At 64.3% G+C, this 23,453-nt stretch carries 17 protein-coding genes and 1 pseudogene; 6 read left to right on the top strand and 12 right to left on the bottom strand.

Translation table 11 applies throughout. The features are described 5' to 3' along the window. Positions 1-8: 8 nt before the first annotated feature. Positions 9-791, bottom strand: coding sequence for a helix-turn-helix transcriptional regulator (locus KK488_RS15150; protein WP_214624545.1), 783 nt, complete (start codon positions 789-791; stop codon positions 9-11). Continuing rightward, positions 788-2,071: an MFS transporter gene (locus KK488_RS15145; RefSeq protein ID WP_214624544.1), complete on the bottom strand. Its 1,284-nt coding sequence runs from the start codon at positions 2,069-2,071 to the stop codon at positions 788-790. Before KK488_RS15145 ends, KK488_RS15150 begins: the two co-directional genes overlap by 4 nt. 144 nt (positions 2,072-2,215) lie before the next feature. Between KK488_RS15145 and KK488_RS15140 the strand changes: the two genes are divergently transcribed. Genes KK488_RS15140 through KK488_RS15130 form a run of 3 tightly spaced genes read left to right on the top strand, consistent with a single transcriptional unit; the run spans position 2,216 to position 4,924 of the window. Further along, entirely contained in the window at positions 2,216-3,127 is a 912-nt protein-coding gene (locus tag KK488_RS15140; protein ID WP_214624543.1) for a beta-keto acid cleavage family enzyme, read from the top strand. Next, positions 3,124-4,113, top strand: a complete 990-nt coding sequence (locus KK488_RS15135) for an NAD(P)-dependent oxidoreductase (RefSeq protein ID WP_214624542.1) — start codon at positions 3,124-3,126, stop codon at positions 4,111-4,113. The genes KK488_RS15140 and KK488_RS15135 overlap by 4 nt, the downstream gene beginning before the upstream one ends. 55 nt (positions 4,114-4,168) lie before the next feature. After that, positions 4,169-4,924, top strand: coding sequence for an enoyl-CoA hydratase/isomerase family protein (locus tag KK488_RS15130; protein ID WP_214624541.1), 756 nt, complete (start codon positions 4,169-4,171; stop codon positions 4,922-4,924). A 114-nt stretch (positions 4,925-5,038) separates the two neighbouring features. Here the strand turns inward: KK488_RS15130 and mdlC are convergent, their stop codons facing one another. From mdlC to KK488_RS15110, 4 genes are all read right to left on the bottom strand, one after another. Continuing rightward, positions 5,039-6,592: a benzoylformate decarboxylase gene (gene mdlC / locus KK488_RS15125; RefSeq protein ID WP_214624540.1), complete on the bottom strand. Its 1,554-nt coding sequence runs from the start codon at positions 6,590-6,592 to the stop codon at positions 5,039-5,041. Positions 6,593-6,611: 19 nt separating this feature from the next. Further along, positions 6,612-7,667, bottom strand: a complete 1,056-nt coding sequence (locus tag KK488_RS15120) for an amidohydrolase family protein (RefSeq protein ID WP_214624539.1) — start codon at positions 7,665-7,667, stop codon at positions 6,612-6,614. A gap of 73 nt (positions 7,668-7,740) precedes the next feature. Next, positions 7,741-10,113 (bottom strand): TonB-dependent receptor, encoded by a 2,373-nt coding sequence (locus tag KK488_RS15115; protein WP_214624538.1) that lies wholly within the window; start codon positions 10,111-10,113, stop codon positions 7,741-7,743. Between the two features lie 55 nt (positions 10,114-10,168). After that, the gene (locus tag KK488_RS15110) at positions 10,169-11,329 is read right to left on the bottom strand and encodes an MFS transporter (RefSeq protein ID WP_214624537.1); all 1,161 of its coding nucleotides are present in this window, start codon (positions 11,327-11,329) and stop codon (positions 10,169-10,171) included. A 185-nt stretch (positions 11,330-11,514) separates the two neighbouring features. Here KK488_RS15110 and KK488_RS15105 point away from each other — a divergent pair, with 185 nt between their 5' ends. Next, positions 11,515-12,183 (top strand): TetR/AcrR family transcriptional regulator, encoded by a 669-nt coding sequence (locus tag KK488_RS15105; protein WP_214624536.1) that lies wholly within the window; start codon positions 11,515-11,517, stop codon positions 12,181-12,183. A 163-nt stretch (positions 12,184-12,346) separates the two neighbouring features. Here the strand turns inward: KK488_RS15105 and KK488_RS15100 are convergent. Together KK488_RS15100 and KK488_RS15095 are read right to left on the bottom strand one after the other, a co-directional pair. Then, positions 12,347-12,877 (bottom strand): annotated as a pseudogene (locus KK488_RS15100) (cation:proton antiporter); the annotation flags it as partial. 17 nt (positions 12,878-12,894) lie between these two features. Further along, entirely contained in the window at positions 12,895-13,329 is a 435-nt protein-coding gene (locus KK488_RS15095; RefSeq protein WP_214624534.1) for a MarR family winged helix-turn-helix transcriptional regulator, read from the bottom strand. Positions 13,330-13,574: 245 nt separating this feature from the next. Between KK488_RS15095 and KK488_RS15090 the strand changes: the two genes are divergently transcribed. Then, on the top strand, positions 13,575-15,956 hold the full coding sequence (locus tag KK488_RS15090) for a TonB-dependent receptor (RefSeq protein ID WP_214624533.1): 2,382 nt from the start codon (positions 13,575-13,577) through the stop codon (positions 15,954-15,956). A 578-nt stretch (positions 15,957-16,534) separates the two neighbouring features. On the opposite strand, the gene KK488_RS15085 is transcribed toward KK488_RS15090, so the two are convergent. Next, positions 16,535-17,368: a LysR family transcriptional regulator gene (locus tag KK488_RS15085; protein WP_250890499.1), complete on the bottom strand. Its 834-nt coding sequence runs from the start codon at positions 17,366-17,368 to the stop codon at positions 16,535-16,537. A gap of 47 nt (positions 17,369-17,415) precedes the next feature. Here KK488_RS15085 and KK488_RS15080 point away from each other — a divergent pair, with 47 nt between their 5' ends. After that, complete coding sequence (locus KK488_RS15080; RefSeq protein ID WP_250890497.1) at positions 17,416-18,459, top strand: zinc-dependent alcohol dehydrogenase family protein; 1,044 nt, start codon at positions 17,416-17,418, stop codon at positions 18,457-18,459. Positions 18,460-18,553: 94 nt separating this feature from the next. Here KK488_RS15080 and KK488_RS15075 read toward each other — a convergent pair whose 3' ends face one another. The 3 genes from KK488_RS15075 to KK488_RS15065 all read right to left on the bottom strand — a co-directional run bounded on the left by KK488_RS15075 (position 18,554) and on the right by KK488_RS15065 (position 23,415). Further along, positions 18,554-18,982, bottom strand: a complete 429-nt coding sequence (locus tag KK488_RS15075; protein ID WP_214624532.1) for a nuclear transport factor 2 family protein — start codon at positions 18,980-18,982, stop codon at positions 18,554-18,556. Positions 18,983-19,439: 457 nt separating this feature from the next. Continuing rightward, positions 19,440-21,926 carry a TonB-dependent receptor gene (locus tag KK488_RS15070; RefSeq protein WP_349356903.1) on the bottom strand — a complete coding sequence of 829 codons (2,487 nt, stop codon included), beginning with the start codon at positions 21,924-21,926 and terminating at the stop codon, positions 19,440-19,442. Positions 21,927-22,041: 115 nt separating this feature from the next. Next, positions 22,042-23,415 (bottom strand): spinster family MFS transporter, encoded by a 1,374-nt coding sequence (locus tag KK488_RS15065; protein ID WP_214624530.1) that lies wholly within the window; start codon positions 23,413-23,415, stop codon positions 22,042-22,044. Positions 23,416-23,453 lie beyond the last annotated feature (38 nt).

Below are 23,453 nucleotides of genomic sequence, written 5' to 3'. Positions count from 1 at the left end.
GCGCGCGCTCAGTGGCTCACCAGCGAGCAGAGCTGATAGGGGCTGGAGACGCGCAGGCGTTGATAGGCGCGCTGCCGATAGGTCAGCACGGAGGTCTTGGCGATGCCGAGGTCGAGCGCGGTCGCTTCCACCGTCATGCCGATCGCGGCACGGGCACAGACCTGGCGCTCGCGCGGGGTGAGGCTCCCATAGCGCGTAGCGAAGCGCTCCTCGATCTGGCCGACGTTGAGCTGGCGCACGGCGCCATCGGCCTTTTCGCGATTGACCGGCAGCATCGGCAGCGTGAGGCACGCAAGATCGATGAGCGAGCTCAACTCGCCTTCCGAGAAATAGCCGTCGCTGGCATGGCGGGCGATGTTCATGCCGCGCCAGCGCTCCGCGCCTCGCTGCACGATGGAGATGCGCTCGATGATGCCGGGCTCGTCGAAGAAGCGCCGGCGGAAGCCGGCCGAGGCGATATCGGAGGGCAGAATGCGCTGGAAGACGAGATCGCTGCAGGTCGGTGCCGCGCGATAGGCATCCTGTACCGGGTCGAGCGGCAGATAGTTCTTCTCGTAGAGCGGGAAAAGCTCGGCGAGGCCGGGTTCGCAGCAGCTGTAGACCAGACAGTTATCGATCCGGCCCGAGGCCTCGAACAAATAAAGCCGCCGTGCACCGGAGGTGACCGAGAACACCGAATCGCGCACCGTCGACCCGAATTCCTGCGTGCCGATAGCAGCCAGCAGCTTCTCATAGGTTGCGCACATCGTCGTGGGCGCCCGCCAGTCCCTGATCTGCTGGATAGTGGTCAAGATCCCTCCTTGGGCTCCGCGGTGCCCGCGCCAGTGGCCATATCATGCTTTGGTGCCGCGATCATCATCAGGGCGAGGGCCGCGAGCGCGGCCGGCAGCGCGAAGAGCGACATGACCTTGGTTTCCGCCACGCCGGCGGTAAGCGCCAGGCCGATCATGATCGGCGCCAGCACCGTGCCCACCCGTCCGACGCTCTTGGCGACGCCGATGCCGAGCGCCCGGACCGGCGGCGCATAGAAGCCCGCCAGCACCACGTTCACGCCGCCATAGGCACCGAGCGCGAAGAAGCCGCAGGTGACGAGCAGCGCGAGCAGCAGGCCGGTCGAGGCGGTGGCGAGCACCTGGCCGATGGCGAACAGCAACACGGCGGCGAGGGAGAGGAAGCTGCCCAGCACGGGCCGAGCGCCGAAGCGATCGATGAGCAGCCCGACGCCCAGGGCCGCGACGATCCCGCCGAACGAGAAGATGGAGACCGACATTGCGGCCAGCGCGGGATCGCGGCCGACTTGCACGAGCATGATGGGCAGCCAGCTGTTGAGGCAATAGCTCAGCGTCAGCATCGAGATGAACAGCACCCACAGCGCGATCGTGCCGAGGAGATAGGGCGGGCGGAAGATGGCGACCACGCTCTGCTTGGCGCCGCCGGGCGACCTCGCGCTCCCGGCCTGCTCGACGCGCGGTTCGCGCAGCCACACCCATGCCACGGCGGCGAATGCCAGGCACACAAATCCGACCCCCGCCATCGCGACGCGCCAGCCGCCCAGATTGACGAACAGGGCGGGGACGAGGCCCGCCGCCGTCGACCCGATGGCATAGCCGGTGAACAGGATGGTGATGGCGAGGCCGCGCCGGTGAGGGGGTGCGGCGGCCGTGGTCATGGCGAGACAGCTGGGCAGCGAGCCGCCGAGGAAGAATCCGGTCGCGAGCCGCAGCCAGAAGAGCTGGCCCGCGCTCGCCGCGAGCCCGCTCGCCGCCTGGAACAAGCCGAAGCCGATGAGCGTGCCGATAACGATCGGCCGATGCCCGGTGCGCTGGCTGACGAGCGGAAACAGGACGAGGCCGAGGCACTGGCCGATCAGATTGGCCGAGAAGATCGGGCCGAGCTGCGCATTGCTCAGCGACAGCGCCTGCGCGACTTCCGGCGCCATCGGGCCCATCACCGTGAAGACGATCCCGTCGAGCAGATAGGCGAGCGAACAGATGCCGATGACGGCCATGTCCATCGCGTCCTTTTGTTCAGGATCGCTTTTCGTCTGCGCCGCGCTGTGGGATGTTGTCATGGCCCGCCTCTCCGGGGCGAGGGTCTCGCATGTCCGCGCGGACGGCGTCGTCCTCTCGGCAGAGGACAGACAGCTGTCCGGTGTCCAGAGGACAGACGGGCCGGCAGCGAGCCGCCATCGGTCACGGCCACAGCGGAGGATGCGATGCTCGAAGGAAATAAGGTCATCATCACCGTCGCCATCAATGGCGGCATGCAGCAGGATCGCGAGGGCGCGATCGTGCCCAAGCAGCCCGATGAAATCGGCGAGGAAGCGGCGCGTTGCTGGGAGGCGGGCGCTGCGATGGTGCATGTCCATGCCCGCGACAAGGACGGCAAGAACAGCGGCGATCCGGAGATCTATGCGCAGATCATCCGGGAGATCCGCGCCCGCTCGCCAATCCTCGTGCAGACCACCAACGGCATCGGAGTGCGGCGCGATCCCAAGACCGGCCAGCTCTACTGGCCCGACGACCGGGAGCGACTCGGCCTCTTGTCCATCGAGCCGCAGCAGGACCTATTCGGCATTGCCGCCGGATCGGCCGACTTCCACAATCCCGAGGGCGGATATCCGGGCGAAACACCCTATGTGAACTCGCCCGAGTTGCTGCGCGAGACGATCAAGGCGGTCTACGCGAAGGGCTCGGCGCTCGAATATGAAGTGATCGAGACGAGCTCGCTGCACCGGCTGCTGCGCTATGCCGAGGAGGGCCTGTTCGACCGGCACCGCAAGAACATGTGGCTGCTGCATGGTGGCGGCTTCGGTTCGACCCCGCCTTACCCGCGCAACATCATCTTCTCCATCGACGAGGGACAGCGGCTGTTTCCACAGGCGATCGTAGGCGTCACCGGCACCGGGCGGCACATGTTCCCGCTCGTGACGCTCGGCCTGTCGATGAAATGCGATCTGGTGCGGGTCGGTTTCGAGGACGGCATTCACCTGCCCGATGGCAAGGTCGCGACCTATAATCGCGACATGGTCGGCGCCGCCGCGCAGATTGCCGCCTTCTATGGCCTGACCCCGGCGAGCGTCGAGGAAGCGCGCGCGCGCTTCGGCATCGCGCAGCCGGGCGAATGAGCGGGGGCGCCATCCTGATCCATAGCCGGTTCCTTGTGGACCGGCTCGGCCCCATCGACCTCCCGGCACCGGTCTTCACGCCTGATGACGTCGCGGACGGCATCCCGCCGGGCATCGCGGCGCAGGTCGAGGTGCTCGTGACCGGCGGGGCGGTGCCCAACGCGCTCATCGACGCACTGCCGTGCCTGCGTCTCGTCGCCTGTTTCTCGACAGGCTATGAGGGCATCGACCTTGCCCATCTGCACGCACGGGGCATCACACTCACTACGGCGGCAGGGGTCAACGCGCATGATGTAGCGGATCATGCGCTCGCGCTGCTGCTGGCGCTGTGGCACCGCATCCCGACGGCGGACCGTGATGTGCGCGACGGGCGCTGGCGCGAGTCACTGCCGCCGCGTCATTCGCTGCGCGGGCGGTCCGCGGGCGTGGTCGGGCTCGGGCGCATCGGCCTTGCCATCGCCCGGCGTCTCGCGGCGCACGAGCTGCAGGTCGGCTGGTACGGCCCGAGAGAGAAGGCCGGGGTCGAATTCGCGCGGGCGCCAAGCCTGCTGGCGCTGGCTGAGCGGAGCGACATCCTCATCGTCGCGAGCCGGGCCGTGCCGGAGAACATGGGGCAGATCGACGCGGATGTGCTCGCGGCGCTGGGGCCGCAAGGGGTGCTGGTCAATGTCTCGCGCGGCTTCCTGGTCGACGAGCCGGCCTTGCTCGCCGCCCTGCGCTCGGGCGGCATTGCTGGCGCGGCGGTGGACGTGTTCGCGCAAGAGCCGGTCGACGCGGCGATCTGGCGCGCCCTGCCCAATGTGGTCCTGACTCCGCATTTGGGCGGCTTCACGGTCGAAGCGGGCACCGACATGATCGGCCAGCTGCGCGAGAATGTCCGCCGGCATTTCCGCGGGGAGCCGCTTCTGACGCCGGAGGAAATCGACGACCGCACTGTCACGCCGAACGCTTCTGATCGTCAGTACGGCGGTGCCCATGATCGCTAGCGCGGACGGGGCCGAGGGGGCGGGGCCGCCGGCTTTCCGGACCCTGACCTACGCGGTGGAGGGGCCCGTCTGCGTCATCACGCTCAACCGGCCGGAGCGGGACAATCTGATCGACCAGGAGAGTCAGCGCGAGCTGGCCGCCGCCTGGCTCGCGTTCCGGGCCGACGACAGGCTGCGCGTCGCGATCTTCACCGCCACCGGCGACACGGTCTTCTGCGGCGGCGCGGACACGGCGAGCTACCGCCGCGAACCGCCCTCGGCCTATCTGCGACGCGATGAAGGCATCCGCACCTATACCGCCAAGCAGAACCGGTGCTGGAAACCCGTCATCGCCGCCATCAACGGCTTCGTCGTGGGTCCCGGCCTGCACTTCCTGCTTGATGCCGATATCTGCATCTCGGTTCCAGATGCGACCTTTTGCGACATGCACATGCATCGCAGCGGCGCGGTGCCCGTGATCGAGCCGATAGAGATGGCGCGCAAAGTCCCGCAAGAAGCGGTGTCGCGAATGTTCCTTCTTGGCCCGTATGAACCGATCACGGCGCAGCGCGCGCTTGATCTCGGTCTGATCTCCGAGATCATACCCCGAGGTCGCCTAATGGCGCGGGCGCTCGAGTTGGCGGATCACATTGCTCAGGCGGACATGCATCTGACTACGGCCTTCATAGAATCATTCTACAAGGCCCGCGAACTCGGCGTGTCCGAAGCTATCAACCGAGGCCTCATCATTCGCCAGGCTACCGGCTACCAACCCGCCCGGTTCGCAGGCCGGCCGATCCGAGACTTGCTGAAAGCCGGAGGCAAGGAATAAGGATTCTATGTCTGCGTCCTCCTAATTTCTCGCACGGCGCATTATCGCAAATGAGGCCTTGGCTCAGATCCGCCGGCATTGGCATCCTGGAGCCGCCAGCCCGACATGCCGGCCTCAGGCCAGTCGGATCTCCACCAAGGTCGGACCTTGCACTTGGAGCGACCAAAGCAAGGCAGAGTCGAGTTCGTCCGCTTGGACGACGCGACGCGCGGGGACGCCATGCGCAGCCGCGAGGGCGATGAAATCGAGGCCTTCCACCGCGGTTCCAGGGAGCTGATCGAGCCCGAAACGGCGGGCGAAGTTGTTGAGCGCGGCATAGCCGCCATTGTTGAGGATGACGAAGCTCACATTGGCGTGCTGATCGGCGGCGCTCCACAAACCCTGACTCGTGTACATGGATGAACCATCACCGAGAAGGCAGATGACTTTTCGATCGGGCTGGGCGCGCGCGATTCCCACGGCGGCGGGGAGTCCATAGCCGAGCCCGCCAGCGGGCGTCGTGTAGAAACCGCCGGCGTCGGTGATCGGGAGGTGGTCGTGCATGGCCTCTCGCGCAGTCGGGGCCTCTTCGATGACGATGGCGCCGTGCGGGCGCAGCGCGGCGATCCGCGCCATGGCATAGGCCGGCGTCATGGCGGGGGCTGGCGGCGAGGGAGGCAGCCTGGCAGGGGAAGTCGGCGTTTCCCGCACCGAGACCTGCGCGACCAGAGCAGTGAGGCCGGCGCGTACGTCGCCCAGCACCCCAATGCCCCCGCGCAGCGTCGCGAGATGCTGCGGATCCTCGCTCAGCATCGCCAGCGAGAGGTCTGCCGGCCACTCGACGCCCTGGCTCTCTGCGTGCCAGGTGAAGGCGGGGGCGCCGACAACCACCACGGCGTCATAGGCGGCGAGGGTCTGTACGAGGCGCTCCTCATAGCCCGGCAGGAATCCGGCAAAGCGATCGTGATGCTCGGGGAAGACCTCCCGCCCGGTGAGCGGCGCAATCCACACGTCCGCGCCGGTCTTCTCGCACAGCGCGATGCCCTCGTTCCATGCGCCGGATCGTGCGATCCCCGAGCCCAGCACGAGCGCGGGCCGCTTCGCCCGGTCAAGCAGCGCGACGATGTCGGAGATGCCGGCAGGGTCGGGCAGGGTCGTCAGCGAGAGGCGAGGCAGCGCTGGCATGACACACTCGCGGTCCCAGTCGTCGACCGCGATGGAGACGAACACAGGGCCGGTCGGCGGCGTCATGGCGATGTGGAAGGCGCGAACCAGAGCGGCCGGCACATCTTGGGCGCGCAGCGGCTCGGCGGCCCATTTGACATAAGGCCGCGGAAATTCGGTGGCGCGCTCGGCACCCAGGAAAGGGTCCTGCGGGAGGAGAGAACGGGCCTGCTGCCCTGCCGTGATCACGAGCGGGGCGCCGCCGCGATAGGCCGTGAACAGGCTGCCGAGGCCGTTGCCGGTGCCCGCCGCCGAGTGAAGGTTGACGAGGGCCGGCCTGCGCGTAGCCTGCGCGTAACCATCCGCCATCGCCACCACCACCGCTTCGTTCAAACCGAGCACATAAGCGATGTCGTCGGGCATGGCCTGTAGCATCGGCAGCTCGGTCGAGCCGGGATTGCCAAACAGCGCATCGACTCCGAAGTGCCGGAAGATCGCATAGGCCGCGTCGCGTACGGTGGGCATGATATTCGGCTTTCCTGCTCTACAGTTCGAACCAGCGTTCGGCGTTGGTCTGGAAGAATTTCTTCTTCAGCGCCGGTGCGACGTCCATGTTGTCCATCGCCCGCACCTCCTCCTCCAGAACCTGATACGGATAGTCCATCGCATACATGACGCGGTCCTCGCCCACGACCTGCTGGGCGAAACGCACGGCAGGCTCCCACGCGACGCCCGAATTGGTGACGAGCACGTTGGAGCGGAGATAGTCGGCGATCGTCTTCTTGAGCGGCTTGAGGCGCTCGTACCGCTGTGAGCGCACGCCGGCCTGGTGCATGAAGTCCAGGCGGTATAGCCAATAGGGCAGTGCCTCGCCCATATGGCCGACCATGATCTGGAGGTCGGGATAGCGATCGAAGATGCCGGTCGTAATCAGCCGCAGAAGATGCATGCCGGTGTCGACGCCGAAGCCGAAGACGGCGCCGTCCAGCCCCGCCTCAAGCATCGGATCGATCATCGAGTCCGGCGGTGTCGAAGGGTGAATGTATAGCGGCTGGCCCACATCGACGAGGGCGCGGAAGATCGGATCGAACTTGGGATCGTCCAGATATTCGCCCTGGGTATGGCTGTTGATCTGCACGCCCTTGAAATCGAGTTCGCGGGCGCCCCGGCGGATCTCGGCGGCGGACCAGTCCGGATCCTGCGGCGCCACGGCGGTCATGCCGATGAATCGATCTGGATGTGCGGCGCAGCGCTCAGCCAGGAAATCGTTGGCGCGCGTTGCGATGCCCTTGGCCTCGTGCAGATCGAGCATGGGCTGTACGCCAGGCGATGTGAGCGCGAGAATGGCCTTGTCGATGCCATGCGCATCCATGTCGGCGAGGCGGCGCTCGCCCATGTCGAGCAGGCGCTCCAGAACTTGCACCGCGCGCGGCGAAGGCGACTGGCCGTAAAAGCCCCAGAGCGAAGTCATGCCCTTGTCCGCCGTGCCGTCGCGCACCATGCGCAGGTAGACGTCCACCTGCTCCTGTGTCGCGAAAGCTTCTTCCGTGGCGATGCGCAGATAGCCGCGATCGCCGCCCGTCTTCAGTTCATGGCTCATGAGGGGCCGGTATCCTTGTGGTAAAGTCATGTGCGGCGGCGGGGAACGTCACCCGTCCCCCGTCGGTCCTGTGTCAAAAGCTCTTCTTGACCGTGATCGCCCACTCGCGGGGGCGGCCAGGCTGGGCATTGGCGACGCCTGTGGTCACGGAGACCTCCGAAGCGGTGAGGTAGTAATATTCGTCGAAGAGGTTGGTGACCTCCAGCGACGCCTCGATATCCCGCTTGGGGTTGCGCCAGGTCAGGCGGGCATTGGCGAGCGTGTAGGCGTTGATCTGCGTGCGGGGCGAGTTCACCGCCACGCCCCAGATCTTCGACTGGTGGGAGATGTCAAAGCGCGGGGTGACCGAGCCGATACCGCCGGCATCGATCTCATACTGTACGCCGGTGCTCCACTTCCACTTGGGCGTATAGGGCGGTACCATGCCGTACTGCACGCCGTTGGGATTGCCCGCGCCACCGGCCTGCGCCGCGATGCTCTTGTAGGCGAAGTCAGTGTAGCTGACCGAGGCGTCGTACATGAGGCCGCCGAACAGGCGTACCGAGCTTTCCGCTTCGAATCCCTTGATCCGCGCGCTGCCGACGTTGGCCGGCATGGCGCAGGGGACGGTGACGCCGGGAGGGTTGTATTGCGGACAGCTGTTCAGCGTCAGCTGGATGTCCTTATACTCCGAGGTATAGGCGGCGAGATTGAGGCGCACCCGGCGATCGAACAGGTCGCTCTTGACGCCCACTTCCCAGGTCGAGAGCGTCTCGGGATTGAAGGGCACGACCTGCGAGGCCGAATAGGGCCGCGGGTTCACGCCGCCGCCCTTGAAGCCGGTCGACCACTGGACATAGGTGTTGATGCGCGGCGTGATCTGGTAGGAGATGTTGGCGCGATAATCGATATTGTCGCCGCTGTAGTTGCCGGTCTTGCCGTCGAGTGTGGTGTACTGGCCGCCGAGCAGGTTGCCGGCGCGGTCGCGACGGCGGAAGGTGTAGTTCTTCTCTTCCTTCGTGTAGCGGATACCGCCGGTGATCACGAGCTCGTCCGTGAGGTCATAGGCCGCGTGCGCGAACACCGCACGGCTGTTGGCCGGGACCGGATCGCCCGAGACGAAGACCAGCGCCGGGACGGCATAGCGAATGTCCTGGCGGGAGACGTAGAAGCTCTTCTGGTCGATCATGTAGCCGCCGATCGTATAGTGCAGGCGGCGGCCCAGCGCATCGCCAGTCAGGCGTAACTCGTTGCTCCAGGCGTGGAAGTTCACGTTGTTGGGCCCGCCCAGCACGACCGACATCGGCGAGAGATCGTCCTCGTTGGAGAAGGTCTCGTCATATTTTCGGTAGGCGGTGATGCCGACCAGCTGGATATTGTCCGCCAGCTTCCACTCGACCTGACCGGAAAGACCCCAGCCGGTGTAACTGAGGCGGCCCGGGATGCTCGAAGCCCCCAATGCGCCGTCCGCTGGTGAGGTGTAGCTCGAATAGTTGCAGAAGCGGCCGCAGATGAAGCGCGAGTCATAGGGGATGGCGGTCGCGAAGGGGTTCACGTCGCCCGCGCCCTTGTAATTGGCATAGGTGAGGACACCGCCAGCAATCTCGTGCTTCTCGGCCGTGTAGTCGCCGATGATGTTGATCTCGAAATTGCTCGATGGCTCGTAGCGCAGCGCACCGCGCGTCGCCCAGTAGCCGACCTCACCCTGGTGCGAGAGGACGCAATTGGGTGCGTCGCGCAGCGCTGGAATGCCTTGGCCGGGATGGTCGCAACCATAGTCGCGGCGTTCAATATAGCCGTCCTGCGCCCGGGTGACACCGGTCAGGCGGAGGGAGAGATCCTTGGCGAGGCCAAGATCGACGGTCCCGCGCAGATCGAAGCGGTTGCGCGAACCGTAGGTGCCCGAGATGTAGCCGCTATTGTCGCCGGTCGGGCGCTTGGAATAGAGCTTGATCGCGCCGCCAATGGAATTCTTGCCGGCAAGCGTGCCCTGCGGACCGCGCAGCACCTCGACCCGGTCGAGATCGAGCAAATCCAGGACCGAGCCGGTCAGCGTCGAATAATAGACGTCGTCGACATAGACGCCAACGCCCGGCTCGAGCGCGGGATGGAAGTCGAACTGGCCGACGCCACGGATGTTCGCGGCGAGCGAGGAACCATAGTTGGCCGAGTTGGGCTTGAGCGTCACCGACGGGGTCTGCGCCGCAACGTCCGCGATCGACACCTGGCTGCGGGCCTCCATCATCTCGCCGGAGACTGCGGTGATGGCGATCGGTGTGCGCTGCAGGTTCTGGCGGCGGAACTGCGCGGTGACCGTGATTTCCTCGATCTTGCCCTCTTCCGAGGTCGCGGCGGCATCCTTCGGCGCGTCGGCAGCCGCCGCCTGTGCCCAGGCTGCGGGCGCGATCGCCATTGCAACGGCCAGGCATCCCACCGTCTTCAACATGGTGGACGTTGTGGTCTTCATAATTTCCGCTCCCTTTCGAATGTGCTTGAAACTAGCGCGTTTATTCCTCGATCTCTTATGCGGTGCGGTCGCGTGAACCGCCGATCCTTCGCTCTACGACGATGGCCAACAGCAGCACGAGCAGCAGGGCTGCTGCCGGGATCAAAAAGAAATGCTGGCCGTTATCGAGGCCGGCAAGGGCCGCGAACGAACCCACCATCGGGCCCATGATCGCGCCGATACGCGCGACCCCCAATGCCCAGCCAAGGCCGCCCGCCCGGCTGCTTGCCGGATAGAGATCAATAGCGGTGCCGTTCACGCCGTTCTGGATGCCGGTCACGAAGAAGCCGGCGCAGGCGATGAGCAGGATCATAGCGATGCCGCTGGCTGGCGCTAAGGCGAGAGTAAGCATTGTCAGCGCCGCGCCCGCCGCAAAGACGGCTACCGCTCGCCAGCCGGCCCGCCGCAGCACCAGACTCGCGACGATGCCGCCCAGCACGCCGCCTGCATGGAAGCCGGAGGTGACGAGGGCCGCGTCCGCCGCCGAAAGGCCCGAGCCCTTCATCAGCAGAGGAATCCAGCTCGCCAACAGATGGATGCAGAGTGCGATGAACACGAACATCGTCCATACGACCAGCGTCGTTAGCCGGATGGACGGGGCAAGGATGACGGCGAGCGTTCCGCGCGGCGTCGCCTTGGCTCCGGACGTCGGCGAAACATCCTGCAGCGCCACGGCGACAATGGCCGCTATGATCAGTGGCAGGACACCGCCTACGACAAATAGCCCCTGCCAATGATAATGGGGCAGCACGTGCGCAGCCGTCACGCCCGCAACGACCCCGCCCAGCGTGATGCCGATGCCGGCAAATGCCGTCGCGCTCGCATGCCGATGCCCCTCATACATGGCGCCGGCCATCGCCAGCCCGTTCGGCATGACGACGCCGAGGCCGATCCCGATGAGGAAGCGGAGGATCGCGAGTTGCTCGAGCGACCAGGCCGCAGCGGCAGTTAGTGAGAGCAGTCCGTAAGCGGCACTCGCGATCACTACGACCCGCTTCCGGCCGAAGCGGTCGCCGAGAGGCGCCAGCAGGGTCGCGCCGACGAGGATGCCGAAGAGGCTGGCGCTGAGCAGCGGGCCAAGCTGCGCACGGGTGATGCCGAAATCGGTCATGATCGAAGGACCAGCCAGATTGGCTGTTTGGAGATCGAAGCCCTCCACCATGAGCGCAAGGACCACGAGCAATAAGCCTGGCAAAGGCTGGCGGGGCTTTCCGCCCGCTTCCCGCTCCGTCGCCATCCGTCTCTCTCTCCCGAACCTTTCTGGTATCAATCACCAATAATAGATCACAGGGTCTAGTTTTGATGCAAGTGTTAATTCGCTGCCCGCTTGACGGGCCGGAAGAGCGATGGACAATAAGCGCGATGGCATCCACAGCTCTTCCGCAAGCCCCGAAAGCACCTGTCCAGCAGCGCAGCGAGACCAGCCGGCGCCGGATGGTGGAAGGGGCATTACAACTGCTCGATGAGCGGGATATCGATCAGATTTCAGTACGGGACATCGTCCGCGCGGCGGGTACGTCTAACGGCAGCTTCTATCATCGGTTCGGAACAAAAGAACATTTTTTCAATTATTTGATTGACGACATGATTGCGCGTCGCGAGCGCGTCGCGATGATCGAGCTCTCTGACGCTGCCATTCCCTTCGACCGCCTGCCCGACATGCTCAGCCGTAGCGCGATTGCCAATTTCCGGCAGCATGCCGGCCTGTTGCGCTCGGCCGTGCGGCGCCACATCGCCGGTGATGATTGCTGGCTCCGGATCAGCAAGATGTCGCGCCGCGTCGTCAAAAAATATATTGAACGTGTTGCACAAACGCTCGGCCGCGATCTCGATGACGATGAGGCGCAGCGGGTCTATTTTGCCTTCGTGTGGCTTTACGGCCTGCTTGCGTACCGCACGCTCGGGCTAAATTCGATCTATGGGTATACCCTTCCCGACGAGCTCTTCGAGCTGGAGACGATCCGCAATTTCCGGCAGCTCATCGACCAGGCGCTGCCGGCGGGCACACCTCATGAAAAGAGCGTAGGCTGAAAACTTGAGAAGCGGCTGGGCTGATAGTGTGCCCCTGGTGTGACCTTTGGGCAATCCAGCCTGGCCGGTTTGGCAAGATGGGTTGCCAGGAACGACTGCTCGAATTCGTCGCAGCCTTGCGACAATCAATAGCCTCCGCCTCGAAGCAAACGAAGAGGCGATCCTACTGCTCGGCCCGTTCGCCAAGGCGCAGGCGGTCACCGACGGGCCTAAGCCGAGGTGCCACGATCGGCACAGTCAGCATTGTACTTGCCAACGCCATCAGAAGCAGGGCGGTGAACGTCTCGTTCGTGATGATCGCTTTATCGAGCAGAATATTGGCGAAGATGATCATGATGAGCGCCTTGGTCTGAAGTAGCCAGCCGATCGTCGACGCCTGGCCTGTCGGCCAGCGAAGAATCAGCCCAGCCAGATGAACACCTCCGAGCTTGCCGCCGACGGACGCAACGAGCAGCAGCGCTGCGGCGGCAAACACGGTGGCGCCGCCCACATCCCAGTTCGTGCGCAAGCCGGTCGAGAGGAAGAACACCGGCATCACCGCGAGCAGCAGGAAGTTCCGTAAGCGGTCCATGACTTCCTGGTCGAACCACTTCGCATCGAGCACGGCCCCGGCGAGAAATGCACCGACCATGAAGTGCAGGCCGGCCTAGTCGGCAGCGAAACCGCACGCCGCGAGCCAGATCAGGCTCAGATAAATCGCCAGTCACGGCGTCACCTGGACGTGGATCCGTGAATCTTGCGAAGTAGATTGACCAATGTGCTCCGTTCCGTGGTCGTGAGATTCTCTAGCATCCGATCCTCATGACGACGGATCTGCGCGAGTGCCTCGTGTAACATTGCTTCACCCGCCTGGGTCAGGCTCAAGGAGAATGCGCGGCGATCCCGATGATCCGTCGTGCGCGCAATCAGGCCGAGATCGACAAGTTCATTCACGAGCGCCACCATGTTGGCGCGCCGGATGCCGAGCGCCTCAGCCACCTTGCCCTGGCTCAGGCCCGGCATCGCCGAGACAACCGACAGGACGCCGAAAAGCACCTGACGCATGGGTGTTTCAGCGAAGGTCTCCGCAAAATCCATCCTCATCGCGGATGAAGCTCGCCTCAGATGATAGCCGACAAGCTCGTCGAGCGGCCCGAGTGCAATCATGGCGTCGCTGTTCCGAAGGCCGCCCGCTCACCTGTCTGACCCATGCCTATCTCCCAAGACCGTATTTCTTCGCAGGATCAGCCATGCCGCACCGGAAGCCTGCTGGCACATCCTACATTTCATCCCCCGTTTCCATGCCATATTGCCAGAGATTGTTTTATCATATAACTAAATTCATGGCTCACTTGGACGGCCGACCGCAAAGATGTGGCTGTCGTGGTCTTGATCAAAAGGGGAGAGGCGTCATGAAAGTCCGGTTATTGAACAGCGTCGCGTCCTGCGCGCTTCTCGTGCTGTCCTGCGCGATGCCCGCTCAGGCTCAGCAACCGCAGGCGGAGACGGCGCAGAGCGACGAGGGCGCGGGTGAGGCGATCATCGTCACGGCGCGGCGAAGGGCCGAGTCGCTGCAGGATACGCCGGTCGCCATATCCGCCTTCAGTGCCGAGACCCTTCAGGAGCGGCAGATCAATCGCGCGAGCGATCTCGAGCAGGTCACGCCAAGCCTCCAGTTCAAACCGGCTGGCCAGCTTTCGGGCAACAGTTCGGCCGCTGTCGTCTTCATTCGCGGCGTGGGCCAGCTTGACCCCACAGCCGCGGTCGACCCCGGCGTGGGCATCTATATCGACGAGGTCTATGTCGGCCGTGCGGTTGGCGGGGCGATCGACTTCGGCGACATCGCCGGCGTCGAGGTTCTGCGTGGTCCCCAGGGAACACTGTTTGGCCGCAACACGATCGGCGGTGCCATCCTGGTGCGGACCAAGGAGCCGGAGATCGGTCGTTTTGCCGGCGAGGCGCGACTGCGCACGGGGACGGATAATCTCTTCGAGGGCTTCGGCGTCCTCAATCTTCCGCTGGGCGACACCGCCGCAGCCCGTGTGTCCGGCGGTTTTCGCAAGCGCGACGGCTATGTGATCCGTGCATCTGACGGGCTCGATCTCGGTAACGACAACGGCTTCACCCTGAACGGCGCGCTGCTCTGGAAGCCTTCCTCCAGCATCCGCGTGAACCTGCGCGCCGATTACACAAAGCGCGACGAGCATGGCGCCCCGTTCGTGTTCGCCGGGATCAACGAGCAGGCGCCCGTCGCCGCGATCGTCAGCGTGGCAGCCGGCTGCCCCGGTGCCACCATTCCGTTCGCGCCCTTGACGCCGGGTGATCCGCGCTTCGGCGCGCCAAACGTTCCGCTCATCAACGACGCGCGCTGCGCCAATGATTTTCAGGCGCGCGGTCCCTTCGTCAACGGTGGCACCGCGCAGGTGCTGAGCACGTCCGAGGTCTGGGGCGTATCCGGAACTGTCGTCGCCGATCTGATGCCGAGCCTTACGCTCAAGTCGATCAGTGCCTATCGCTCGACCGAATCGCGCGGCATCCGCGACGCGGATAACACGCCGTTCCTGATGATCACCACGGATGTCGGTGCCAAGTCGGATCAGTTCAGCCAGGAACTTCAGCTCCAATATGCCTCGCACGGCGTGGATGCCATTGTGGGCGGCTATTATTTCCACGAGAAGACCAACGAGCGGGCGACCGTGCCGCTGTCCTTCCCGCCGTCCCCGCCGCTGATCGCATCACTGCTGGCGGGCGGTCCTGGGTCTCGTGACCTTCAGATTTCGGACCTCAAGACCAAGTCCTTCGCCGTCTTCGGCGAAGTGTCCGTCAAGCCGCTGGAGAATCTCGAGCTTTCGGGCGGCCTGCGCTACACGCGGGACGAGAAATATTATCGGGGCACGGTGCTCAACCTGTTCCCCGCGACGCTGCCCGATCCCAACCCGTTGCCCACGACGGCCATTCCGCAGGGCGGGCCGCTGTTCATCTATCCTGGTCCCTATGAACGGACTTTCTCGGCGCTTACCGGCTCGGCAAGCATCCGCTATTCCTGGTCGCGTCACATAAGCACCTATGTGTCTTATGCCCGCAGCTTCAAGTCGGGCGGCTTCAACACGCGCTACAATGCCGCGCCTCCAGGCAACGTGCCGACGCCGTTCGATCAGGAGACGGTCGATAGCTACGAGGTGGGCGCGAAGTTCGATCTTGGCGACGTCCGCCTGAGCGCGGCCGCGTTTATCGCGGAATATACGGATATTCAGCTGATCTTCCGCCAGGGCGTCGTTCCGCTGCTGTTCAATGCCGGCAAGGCGCGGATCAAGGGTCTGGAAGGCGAGTTCAACTATCGCTCGCGCAATTCCGGCCTGCAGATCGACCTCTCGGGCAGTGTGCTGGATGATCGCATCCTCAGCATAACGCCGGTGCCCGGCGCCACGGCGACCGTCGCCCCGGGCGACGATCTTCCGTTCACGCCCTCCTTCCAGGGCAGCTTGGGCATCGGCTACGTGATCCCGATCGACCACATGACGCTGACTCCCCGATTCGACGGCACCTACAACACGAAGGTCACCTTCATCACCGGCAGCGTCCCGCAGATCGAGCAGGGCGACTATTTCGTCGGCAATGCCTCGATCACGCTGGCCGACAAGGATCGCGGCTGGAAACTGACCGGCGGCGTCCTCAACCTGTTCGACGAGCGCTACCTGATCCAGGGCAACGCATCGCTCGGCACGCTTGGCTATGCCGAGAAAATCTATGCGCGTCCGAGAAACTGGTACCTGCAGGCTTCCTTCGCTTTCTGAGGGCAGCGCGCAGGGTCATGGCCGACTTGCGGGCCAAGCTCTGACGAAGCGCGAGAATCATATCGCGCGAGATCCGAACCGGATTGCCTGGCCTGGCTCCCCGCCGTGCCAGGCACCCCCGCAAGGTAGGCAAGGATACGTCCTGGATACTAGGCCTCGCGGTTTGAGGCAGCCGCATGGCGGACACGCGGGCGCCGCCGACTGCCGAGAGCGAAACAGCCCGTTCGTGTGTTGGCGTCGCACGTTCGCCGGCTGGGCCGCGTGGACGAATTCTGCTTCCATGATTGTTCGTTTTTGCGCGCCGACAATCGACGCCGAATGGCTGAGAAGTCGTGGATTCCAGTTTTAGCCCTCCTCTTCAGAGGAGGGGTTGGGGTGGTGTTGCAACGGTACAGGTATATCGCTTCGCGAGCGATGCTGCGCATCGCCACCACCCCCTTACCCCCTCCTATGAAGAGGAGGGGCGACGATGTCCGCAATCGTCGTGGCGTCCTGACCACGGAATTCCGGAAGAAAATGCCGGATACTCGTCGTTCGAATTTGGCCACGCCGCCCAGAGCAAGTGTTGAGCCCGGCCCTCAACCAAGGACTTCGACGATGAAATCGACCAGCGCCCGCAAGCGAGGCAAGCGGCGCAGGTCGCGGTGGTAACCCATCCACATCTCGCGCCCCGGCGGCGCGGCGCCCACATCGAGCTGTTCTATCCCCGCAGTGGCATCCCCCAGCCGCTTGGGCAGGACCGCCAACCCAATTCCCTCGGCACATGCGCGCGCCTGCACCTCGCGATTGTTGCTGCGGAACGCGATGGGAGCGGCAGGAAAGCGCGCTCGCAGCCACATCGCGTCCGGTAAATGGCTGAAGGCGGCATCCATTGTGATGAGCCGCGATGGGATTGTCGCGTCCGACCGCTTGTAAACGGCATATTCAAGCCGCAGCAGGCGTCGCTGTATCACATCGACCTCCTCGAACCGGGCGATGCGGAACGAGAGGTCGCACTCGCGTCTCCCCAGCGAATAAAGCCGGCTGTCCGTCACCAGTTCAACGGTAACGTCCGGATGGCGCTCGGCAAACCGCGATAATGCCGGCGTCAGGACGTGAAGTCCGAACCATTCGGAAGAGGTGACGCGCAGGCTCCCTTCCAGGCGTCCATCCCTTCCCGCCAACGAGCGCTCGAGCGCGATCGCTTCATGTTCCATGCGCTCAGCATGGGCCAGCATCGCTGCACCCTCGTCGGTCGGAACCAAGCCGTGGGGCGTGCGCTGGAACAGCGCCTGTCCCACCGCCGTCTCAAGTGCCTTCAGCCGCCTCCCCATGGCGGGCTGTGTCTGGCCCAGAGTTCGTGCGGCAGCGCTCAACGTCCCGTTGCGGGCAATGGCCAGGAAGATCCGAACGTCGTCCCATTCGATATGCATAAATGCATGGCTATCATGCAATGAACTGGAATTCCAAACAACAGTGAATGCTTTATCTCGCTCGGCAGGTCGCGATTGCCCGGCCGGAGGAGATCACCATGTCCAGTTCCATGCGCACCGCCGTTGTCACCGTGGCAAACGGACCGTTCGACGTCGTGGAGTGCGCTTGTCCAACCGCCGCTCCTGGCGAGCTGCTCGTTCGCATCCATGCGAGCGGGGTCAACCCGCTCGACACCAAGATTCGCGCCGGCAGTGCCGCCCACGCTCAACACCCGTGCCCTGCGGTACTCGGCCTCGACATGGCCGGCACGGTCGTCGCAGTAGGGGGAGGGGTGGTCGGCTTCGCAGTCAATGACGAGGTTTTCGGCATGATCGGTGGTGTCGGCGGCCTCCAGGGCTCCCTTGCGCAATATGCCGCGGTTGATGCGCGGCTCGTCGCTCACAAGCCAGCGAGCCTTTCGATGCGTGAGGCGGCCGCGCTGCCGCTGGCCGTAATCACGGCATGGGAGGGGCTGGTTGACCGGGCGCACGTCGCGCGCGGGCAACGCGTGCTGATCCAGGGTGGCGCAGGTGGCGTCGGCCACGTCGCGATTCAAGTGGCGCTCGCGCATGGGGCGGAAGTCTACGCGACCGGCTCGGCGCGGAACGAAGCAGTGATCAGGCAACTTGGCGCAGTCCCGATTGACTATCGGACGGAAGACGTGGCCGACTATGTCGCTCGCTACACCGGCAATGAGGGTTTTGACCTGGTCTACGACACTGTCGGCGGTGCGACACTCGACGCCTCGTTCATCGCCGCGAGCCGCTTTGGCCATGTCGTCAGCGCGCTGGGTTGGGGGACGCATCTGCTGGCGCCGCTATCGTTCAAGGGCGGCACCTACTCAGGCGTGTTCTCGCTTCTGCCGCTGCTCACGGGCACGGGACGGGACCATCACGGCAAAATTCTGCGCGCGGCTGCGGCTCTCGTCGAGGCTGGAAAACTGATGCCGATCCTCGACCCGCGCCGCTTCGCATTCGACACCCTGGCCGAAGCGCATGACATCGTTGCCGGTGGCAGGACGCGTGGCAAGGTGGTGGTTGATATTGATTGAACGGCATCCGGAGGGACTGCCCTGCCACGGTTTTCATGCGCGGGGGCGAAGCGAGGGATGCCGCGCCGCTCCCGGCCATTCCGGCTGGGCGCCGCTATTCCTTCCAGTCTGATGGCGCGGCCTGCTCCGCTCCGAGGATTTGCCGCTTCGCAATCCGCCATTCGCCATTCACTTTGACCAGATTGTCGAACTCCTTGCCCTGCGTGAGGATGCGCGGCGCATCGCCCTGCTTGTCGATGACGATCTCCGTGAAGATCAATCGCGCGGTCGCTGTGGAGCCGTGGACGACGATCAGCGGATTGGTCATGAGAATGTTGAACGAAAACGACTTACGCTGCGGTATATCCGCGGTGGAGAGAGCCTTGTACGCCCCCTCGATTGCGGCGCGTCCCTTATAGCTTGTCGTGCCGAGGATCATCTCGGCATCGTCTGCGTAAAAGGCGCCGAAGTTTCTATCGCCGGCCTTGCCAAAATTATAATAATAGCGCGTGAGCAAGTCCTCGATCTGGGCGCGATCGACCATCGAAGGAGCGGTTACCGTTTGCGCTATGCTGGGCGTTGCCGGCCCGAGAGCCAAGCCCAAGGCGACAAGCGCGCTTGCCCGGCGCGCCACCATTCGATTGCTCAGAATGCCAATCACGTCATTCTCTCCCCGTTGTTTGTTCTCAAACTACGATCGCCACGCGTATCGGCAAGCAAAATCCGCCCTTGAAGTCGTTCGCCATGGGTTGCCGGACGTTGAGGGGAAGAAGGGGAAGAAGTCACCCTCGCAGCTGCGGTGGCGAGAACGGCCTGTCGCGGGCGGGCAGGCAATGTCGCGTCCGGAAAATGCGGCGTTGCATTGACATCGATGGTGATGATCGCGCCGTGGGAAGGGTAGCGACTGCTTTTGGGCAGCAGGGGCGTCTCGCGCCTCACAGCCTGAAGGGAACTGGGCCGGGAAACATCTTGGGAGATGTTCCCGGCCCATCGGATATTCCTCAGAACTTCTTCTTGACGCTGACGGCCCACTCGCGGGGTCGTCCCGGCTGACCGCTGGCATAGCCCTGGCCACCGACGGTCTGGTCGTAGATCGTCAGGAGGTAATATTTGTCGAACAGGTTGCTGACCTCGAGCGAGACGTCGAGATCCTCGCCCTCATTGCGCCAGGTGAGCCGGGCGTTGGCCAACAGGTAAGCGTCGATGCGGTTGCTCGAGCGATTGGCCGAGACGGTATAGACCTTGCTCTGATAGGCCGCATCGAAGCGCGGCGTGAGCGATCCGATATTGCCAAGCGGAATCTCGTACTGCGCGCCGACACTCCACTTCCACTTGGGCGTATAAGGTGCATAATCGCCATATTGCGGACCATTGAGGTTGGTCGGTCCGCCCACGGCAACCGTCGTGGTGCCCACCGTGTAGGTGCCAAAGCGCTTATACTCGAAGTCGATGTAGCTGAGCGACGTATCGATCGTCATACCCTCGATCAGACGGTATGTGGCCTCGATTTCGATGCCCTTGATATCCGCATCGCCCGCATTGACCGGCAGGGCGCAAGGAGCACCGAAGCCGGCACCGGTGATCGCGGTGCAGTTGCCGAGCGAGAGCTGGATGCCCTTATACTTGCTCAGGAACGCCGCGATGTTGATGCGCACCTTGCGATCGAACAGGTCGGACTTCAGGCCCAGTTCGTATGACTGGAGCGTCTCGGGCCCGAACGACAGCGCCTGCTGGACGAAGAAGGGGCGCGGATTGACGCCGCCACCCTTGAAGCCCGTCGAGAACTGCGCATAGGCCATCACGTCGGACGTCACCGCATATTGGACGTTCGCGCGATAATCGACCCGCTCGCCGCTATAGGTGCCGATCGTGCCGTTGAGCGGCAGCACGCCGGCTGCCCCCGTCGCGGTCGGATCATTATACGGACGCTGGCGGATATACTGGTAGGTCTTCGATTCCTTGGTGTAGCGGATGCCGCCGGTCAGCGTCAGCGGCTCGATCGGGTTCCAGGCGACATGCGCGAACAGTGCCTTGCTGTCCGCATCGACCGGATCGCTCTGCTGGAACTGCAGCCCCGACGAGCGCAGATCCTGGAACGAGGTATAGACCGACTTCTGATCGCTGTAATAGCCGCCGACCGTATAGTCGATCGTGTCGCCGATCGACCCGTTGAGGCGCAGTTCCTGGCTGAAGAAGCGGAACGTCAGCGGACCATAGCCAAGGCTGTGCGCCATCGGCGACACGTCGTTGTCGTTGGAGAAGTTCGACGTGTATTTGCGGAACGCCGTGATCGAGTTGAGCTGCAGCTTGTCGGCCAGTTCCCACTCGACCTGACCCGAGACGCCCCAACCCTGGAACTTCACACGGCCATCCGCGGACGAAGCCAGGAAACTGCCGTCGGCGGGCATGTCGTAGCTCGCATAGTTGCAATAATTCCCGCAGATGAACCGATTGTCGTAGGACAGCAAACTGCTGGGCGCGGCAAACGGGTTGATGTCGCGCGTCGGAGGCGATGCCGTCGCATAATTCTGGGCCGGCGAAGAGCCGGTCGCCGGGATCAGCGGCAGCGGATAGCGCGGGCTGGCCACCTCGCCATTGGGATAGCTGCGCAGCAGCAGAACCGAGCCGGCCGCCGTGCGATCGTCATCGGTATAGTCGCCGATGATGTTGATATCGATCGTGTCGGTCGGGCGGAAGCGCAACTGGCCACGCAGCGCGATATAGTTGACCTCGCCTTCCTTTCCGATCACGCAGTCGGCGCGATTGGTCTTGGCCGGAACGCCGCCCACCGGGTTCACCAGCATCGGCGCGCGCGTGGGATTGGACGCCGTGGCGAAGGCTGGGGTGAAGGTGGCCGAACCACCGGCCGGATAGACGCAGCCAAAGTCGAGCCGGTTGACATAGCCGCCCTGTTTCTTGGCAACGCCCGAAATGCGTGCATCGACGCCCTGCGCAATGTTGAAGTCTCCGCTGGCGCGCAGGTCGATGCGATTGCGGCTGCCATAGGTCGCCGTGATCGTGCCGGTGTTGGTGCCTTCCGGCTTCTTCGAGAAGAGCTTCACCGCGCCGCCGATGGAGTTGCGACCCGACAGCGTGCCCTGCGGGCCGCGCAGCAGCTCGACCCGGTCGAGATCGAGCAAGTCGAGGATCGAGCCGGTCAGCGTCGCATAATAGACGTCATCGACATAGAAGCCCACGCCCGGTTCCAATGCCGGGTTGAAGTCGAACTGACCAACGCCGCGGATGTTCGCGCCCAGCGAGGGGCCATAAGCGGCACCCTGCGGCTTCAGGGTAACCGACGGTGCCTGGTTCGCAACGTCCTGAATGCTTGTCTGGCTGCGCGCTTCCATCATGGCGGCATTCACCGCCGTGATCGCGATCGGCGTGTCTTGTAGATTCTGCTCACGGAACTGCGCCGTGACCACAATCTCCTCGGTGCCGGCCTCAGCCGCCTGGGGCGCGGACTGTTCTGCTGCTTGTCCGAACACTGCGGCCGGCAAAAACAACGCTAGCCCCGAAGAACATAGGATTAGCCCCCTAACTTTCATCATCTCTCTCCTTCATTGGTCGATTTGCTCAAATAGATATAGATATTGCTTATATTCACGACGCCATAGAGGCTGGTCGTCTCGCCGACAAAGTTTTCGTGTCGGCACCGATGAAGCGCCCTGCCAGCGCGAATGCCAGGCCACCGAGCAAAGCCGTCACCGCGATGATCAGCATCGAATAGCGGATGGATTGGGCGCCTTGGGTGGGCTCAAGAACGTCGTTCAGAATGCCGACAAGCAGCGGCCCCGCAGCCTGGCCGAACATGGCGGAGCAAAACAGCAGGATCGAGGTCGCCACGGCGCGCACGCGGATGTCCGCCACGGCGACGACGCCCGCGAACACCGGCCCCTGGTGAATCAATAGAAGGAAGCCGCTCACCGCATAGGCGCCGAGCCACATCGCGCGATCATCGGCGAGGGCGAACACCACTTCGGCGGGCGCAACGAGCATGCAGGCGACGGCGGGGATCGTCATGCGCCAGTGCGGCGCCCGCCGCCCGAGCCGGTCGATCACCAGCCCGCCCAGCAGAACGCCCGCGACGCCGCAGATGCCTCTGATCGGGCCGATCGTCGCCGCGATCTGCGCGAGCGGCAGCTGATGCGTGCGCGAGAGGAAGGTCGGCGTCCACACCGAGGACGCGAAGATGTTGAGGCCCATCATCGTCGCGCCCGCGAGCAGGCAGAGATAGGCGCGCGAGCGAAGCAGGCAGCGCACGCCCTCCCAGAACGGCACCTGCGCCGCCAGGGGCTTGGGCCTCGCCGCCACCGGATCCGAGGCGCCGCGGCGGGGCTCGCGCACCGTGAAGAGGAACAGCAGCGCCAGGACGAGCCCCGGCACGCCGGCAACGACGAACATCTGCCGCCAGCCATGATGCTGGCCGACCCAGCCCGCGATCGGGAAGAACAGCATGGAGGAGATGGACGCGGCAGTCGCGAATATCGAATAAGCGAGCGGCCTGCGCTCGGCCCGGAACAGATCCGCGATGATCGAGTTGGACGGCGCGATGCCGCAGGCCTCGCCGGCGCCCATCAGGAACCGCGCCACGGTGAGTTGCCACAGGTTCGCCGCCCAGCCTGTCGCGATGGTCATGAGGCTCCAGAAGGCGAAGCCCGCCGCGATGATGTTGCGCCGGCTCCAGCGATCCGCTGCCCAGGCGATCGGCACGCTCATGATCGAATAGAAGAGCACGAAGGCGAGGCCGGAGACCAGCCCCAGCACGGTGTCGGACAGCTGCATCTCGACCTTGATCTGCGGGAGCGCGAGCCCGAGCAGCGAACGGTCAAGATAGTTGAACGACGAGATAAGCGTCAGGAAGCCGAGGCCGTAGGCGGCCGGCAGCAGGCCGGCGCCGTCCTGCGCTGCCTTTTCCTCGCGCGGAGCAGGCGCCAGAGCGAGACCCCCGGCATCAACGGCGCCGCTATTTCGCATCATAAGCGCAAGGCCCTCTACCCTGATCGCCGGCAAGA

This window comes from Sphingobium nicotianae (assembly GCF_018603885.1).
GTDB lineage: Bacteria > Pseudomonadota > Alphaproteobacteria > Sphingomonadales > Sphingomonadaceae > Sphingobium > Sphingobium nicotianae.
This window is presented reverse-complemented; position numbering and strand designations above follow the sequence as displayed.

Bases quoted from the DNA above. Each gene is read 5' to 3' on its own strand.
- KK488_RS15105 (WP_214624536.1), top strand. From the start codon at position 11,515: ATGGCATCCACAGCTCTTCCGCAAGCCCCGAAAGCACCTGTCCAGCAG.
- KK488_RS15085 (WP_250890499.1), bottom strand. From the start codon at position 17,368: ATGCATATCGAATGGGACGACGTTCGGATCTTCCTGGCCATTGCCCGC.
- KK488_RS15145 (WP_214624544.1), bottom strand. From the start codon at position 2,071: ATGACAACATCCCACAGCGCGGCGCAGACGAAAAGCGATCCTGAACAA.
- KK488_RS15095 (WP_214624534.1), bottom strand. From the start codon at position 13,329: ATGATTGCACTCGGGCCGCTCGACGAGCTTGTCGGCTATCATCTGAGG.
- KK488_RS15080 (WP_250890497.1), top strand. From the start codon at position 17,416: ATGCTTTATCTCGCTCGGCAGGTCGCGATTGCCCGGCCGGAGGAGATC.
- KK488_RS15090 (WP_214624533.1), top strand. From the start codon at position 13,575: ATGAAAGTCCGGTTATTGAACAGCGTCGCGTCCTGCGCGCTTCTCGTG.
- KK488_RS15135 (WP_214624542.1), top strand. From the start codon at position 3,124: ATGAGCGGGGGCGCCATCCTGATCCATAGCCGGTTCCTTGTGGACCGG.
- KK488_RS15140 (WP_214624543.1), top strand. From the start codon at position 2,216: ATGCTCGAAGGAAATAAGGTCATCATCACCGTCGCCATCAATGGCGGC.
- KK488_RS15065 (WP_214624530.1), bottom strand. From the start codon at position 23,415: ATGCGAAATAGCGGCGCCGTTGATGCCGGGGGTCTCGCTCTGGCGCCT.
- KK488_RS15120 (WP_214624539.1), bottom strand. From the start codon at position 7,667: ATGAGCCATGAACTGAAGACGGGCGGCGATCGCGGCTATCTGCGCATC.
- KK488_RS15115 (WP_214624538.1), bottom strand. From the start codon at position 10,113: ATGAAGACCACAACGTCCACCATGTTGAAGACGGTGGGATGCCTGGCC.
- KK488_RS15075 (WP_214624532.1), bottom strand. From the start codon at position 18,982: ATGGTCGATCGCGCCCAGATCGAGGACTTGCTCACGCGCTATTATTAT.
- mdlC (WP_214624540.1), bottom strand. From the start codon at position 6,592: ATGCCCACCGTACGCGACGCGGCCTATGCGATCTTCCGGCACTTCGGA.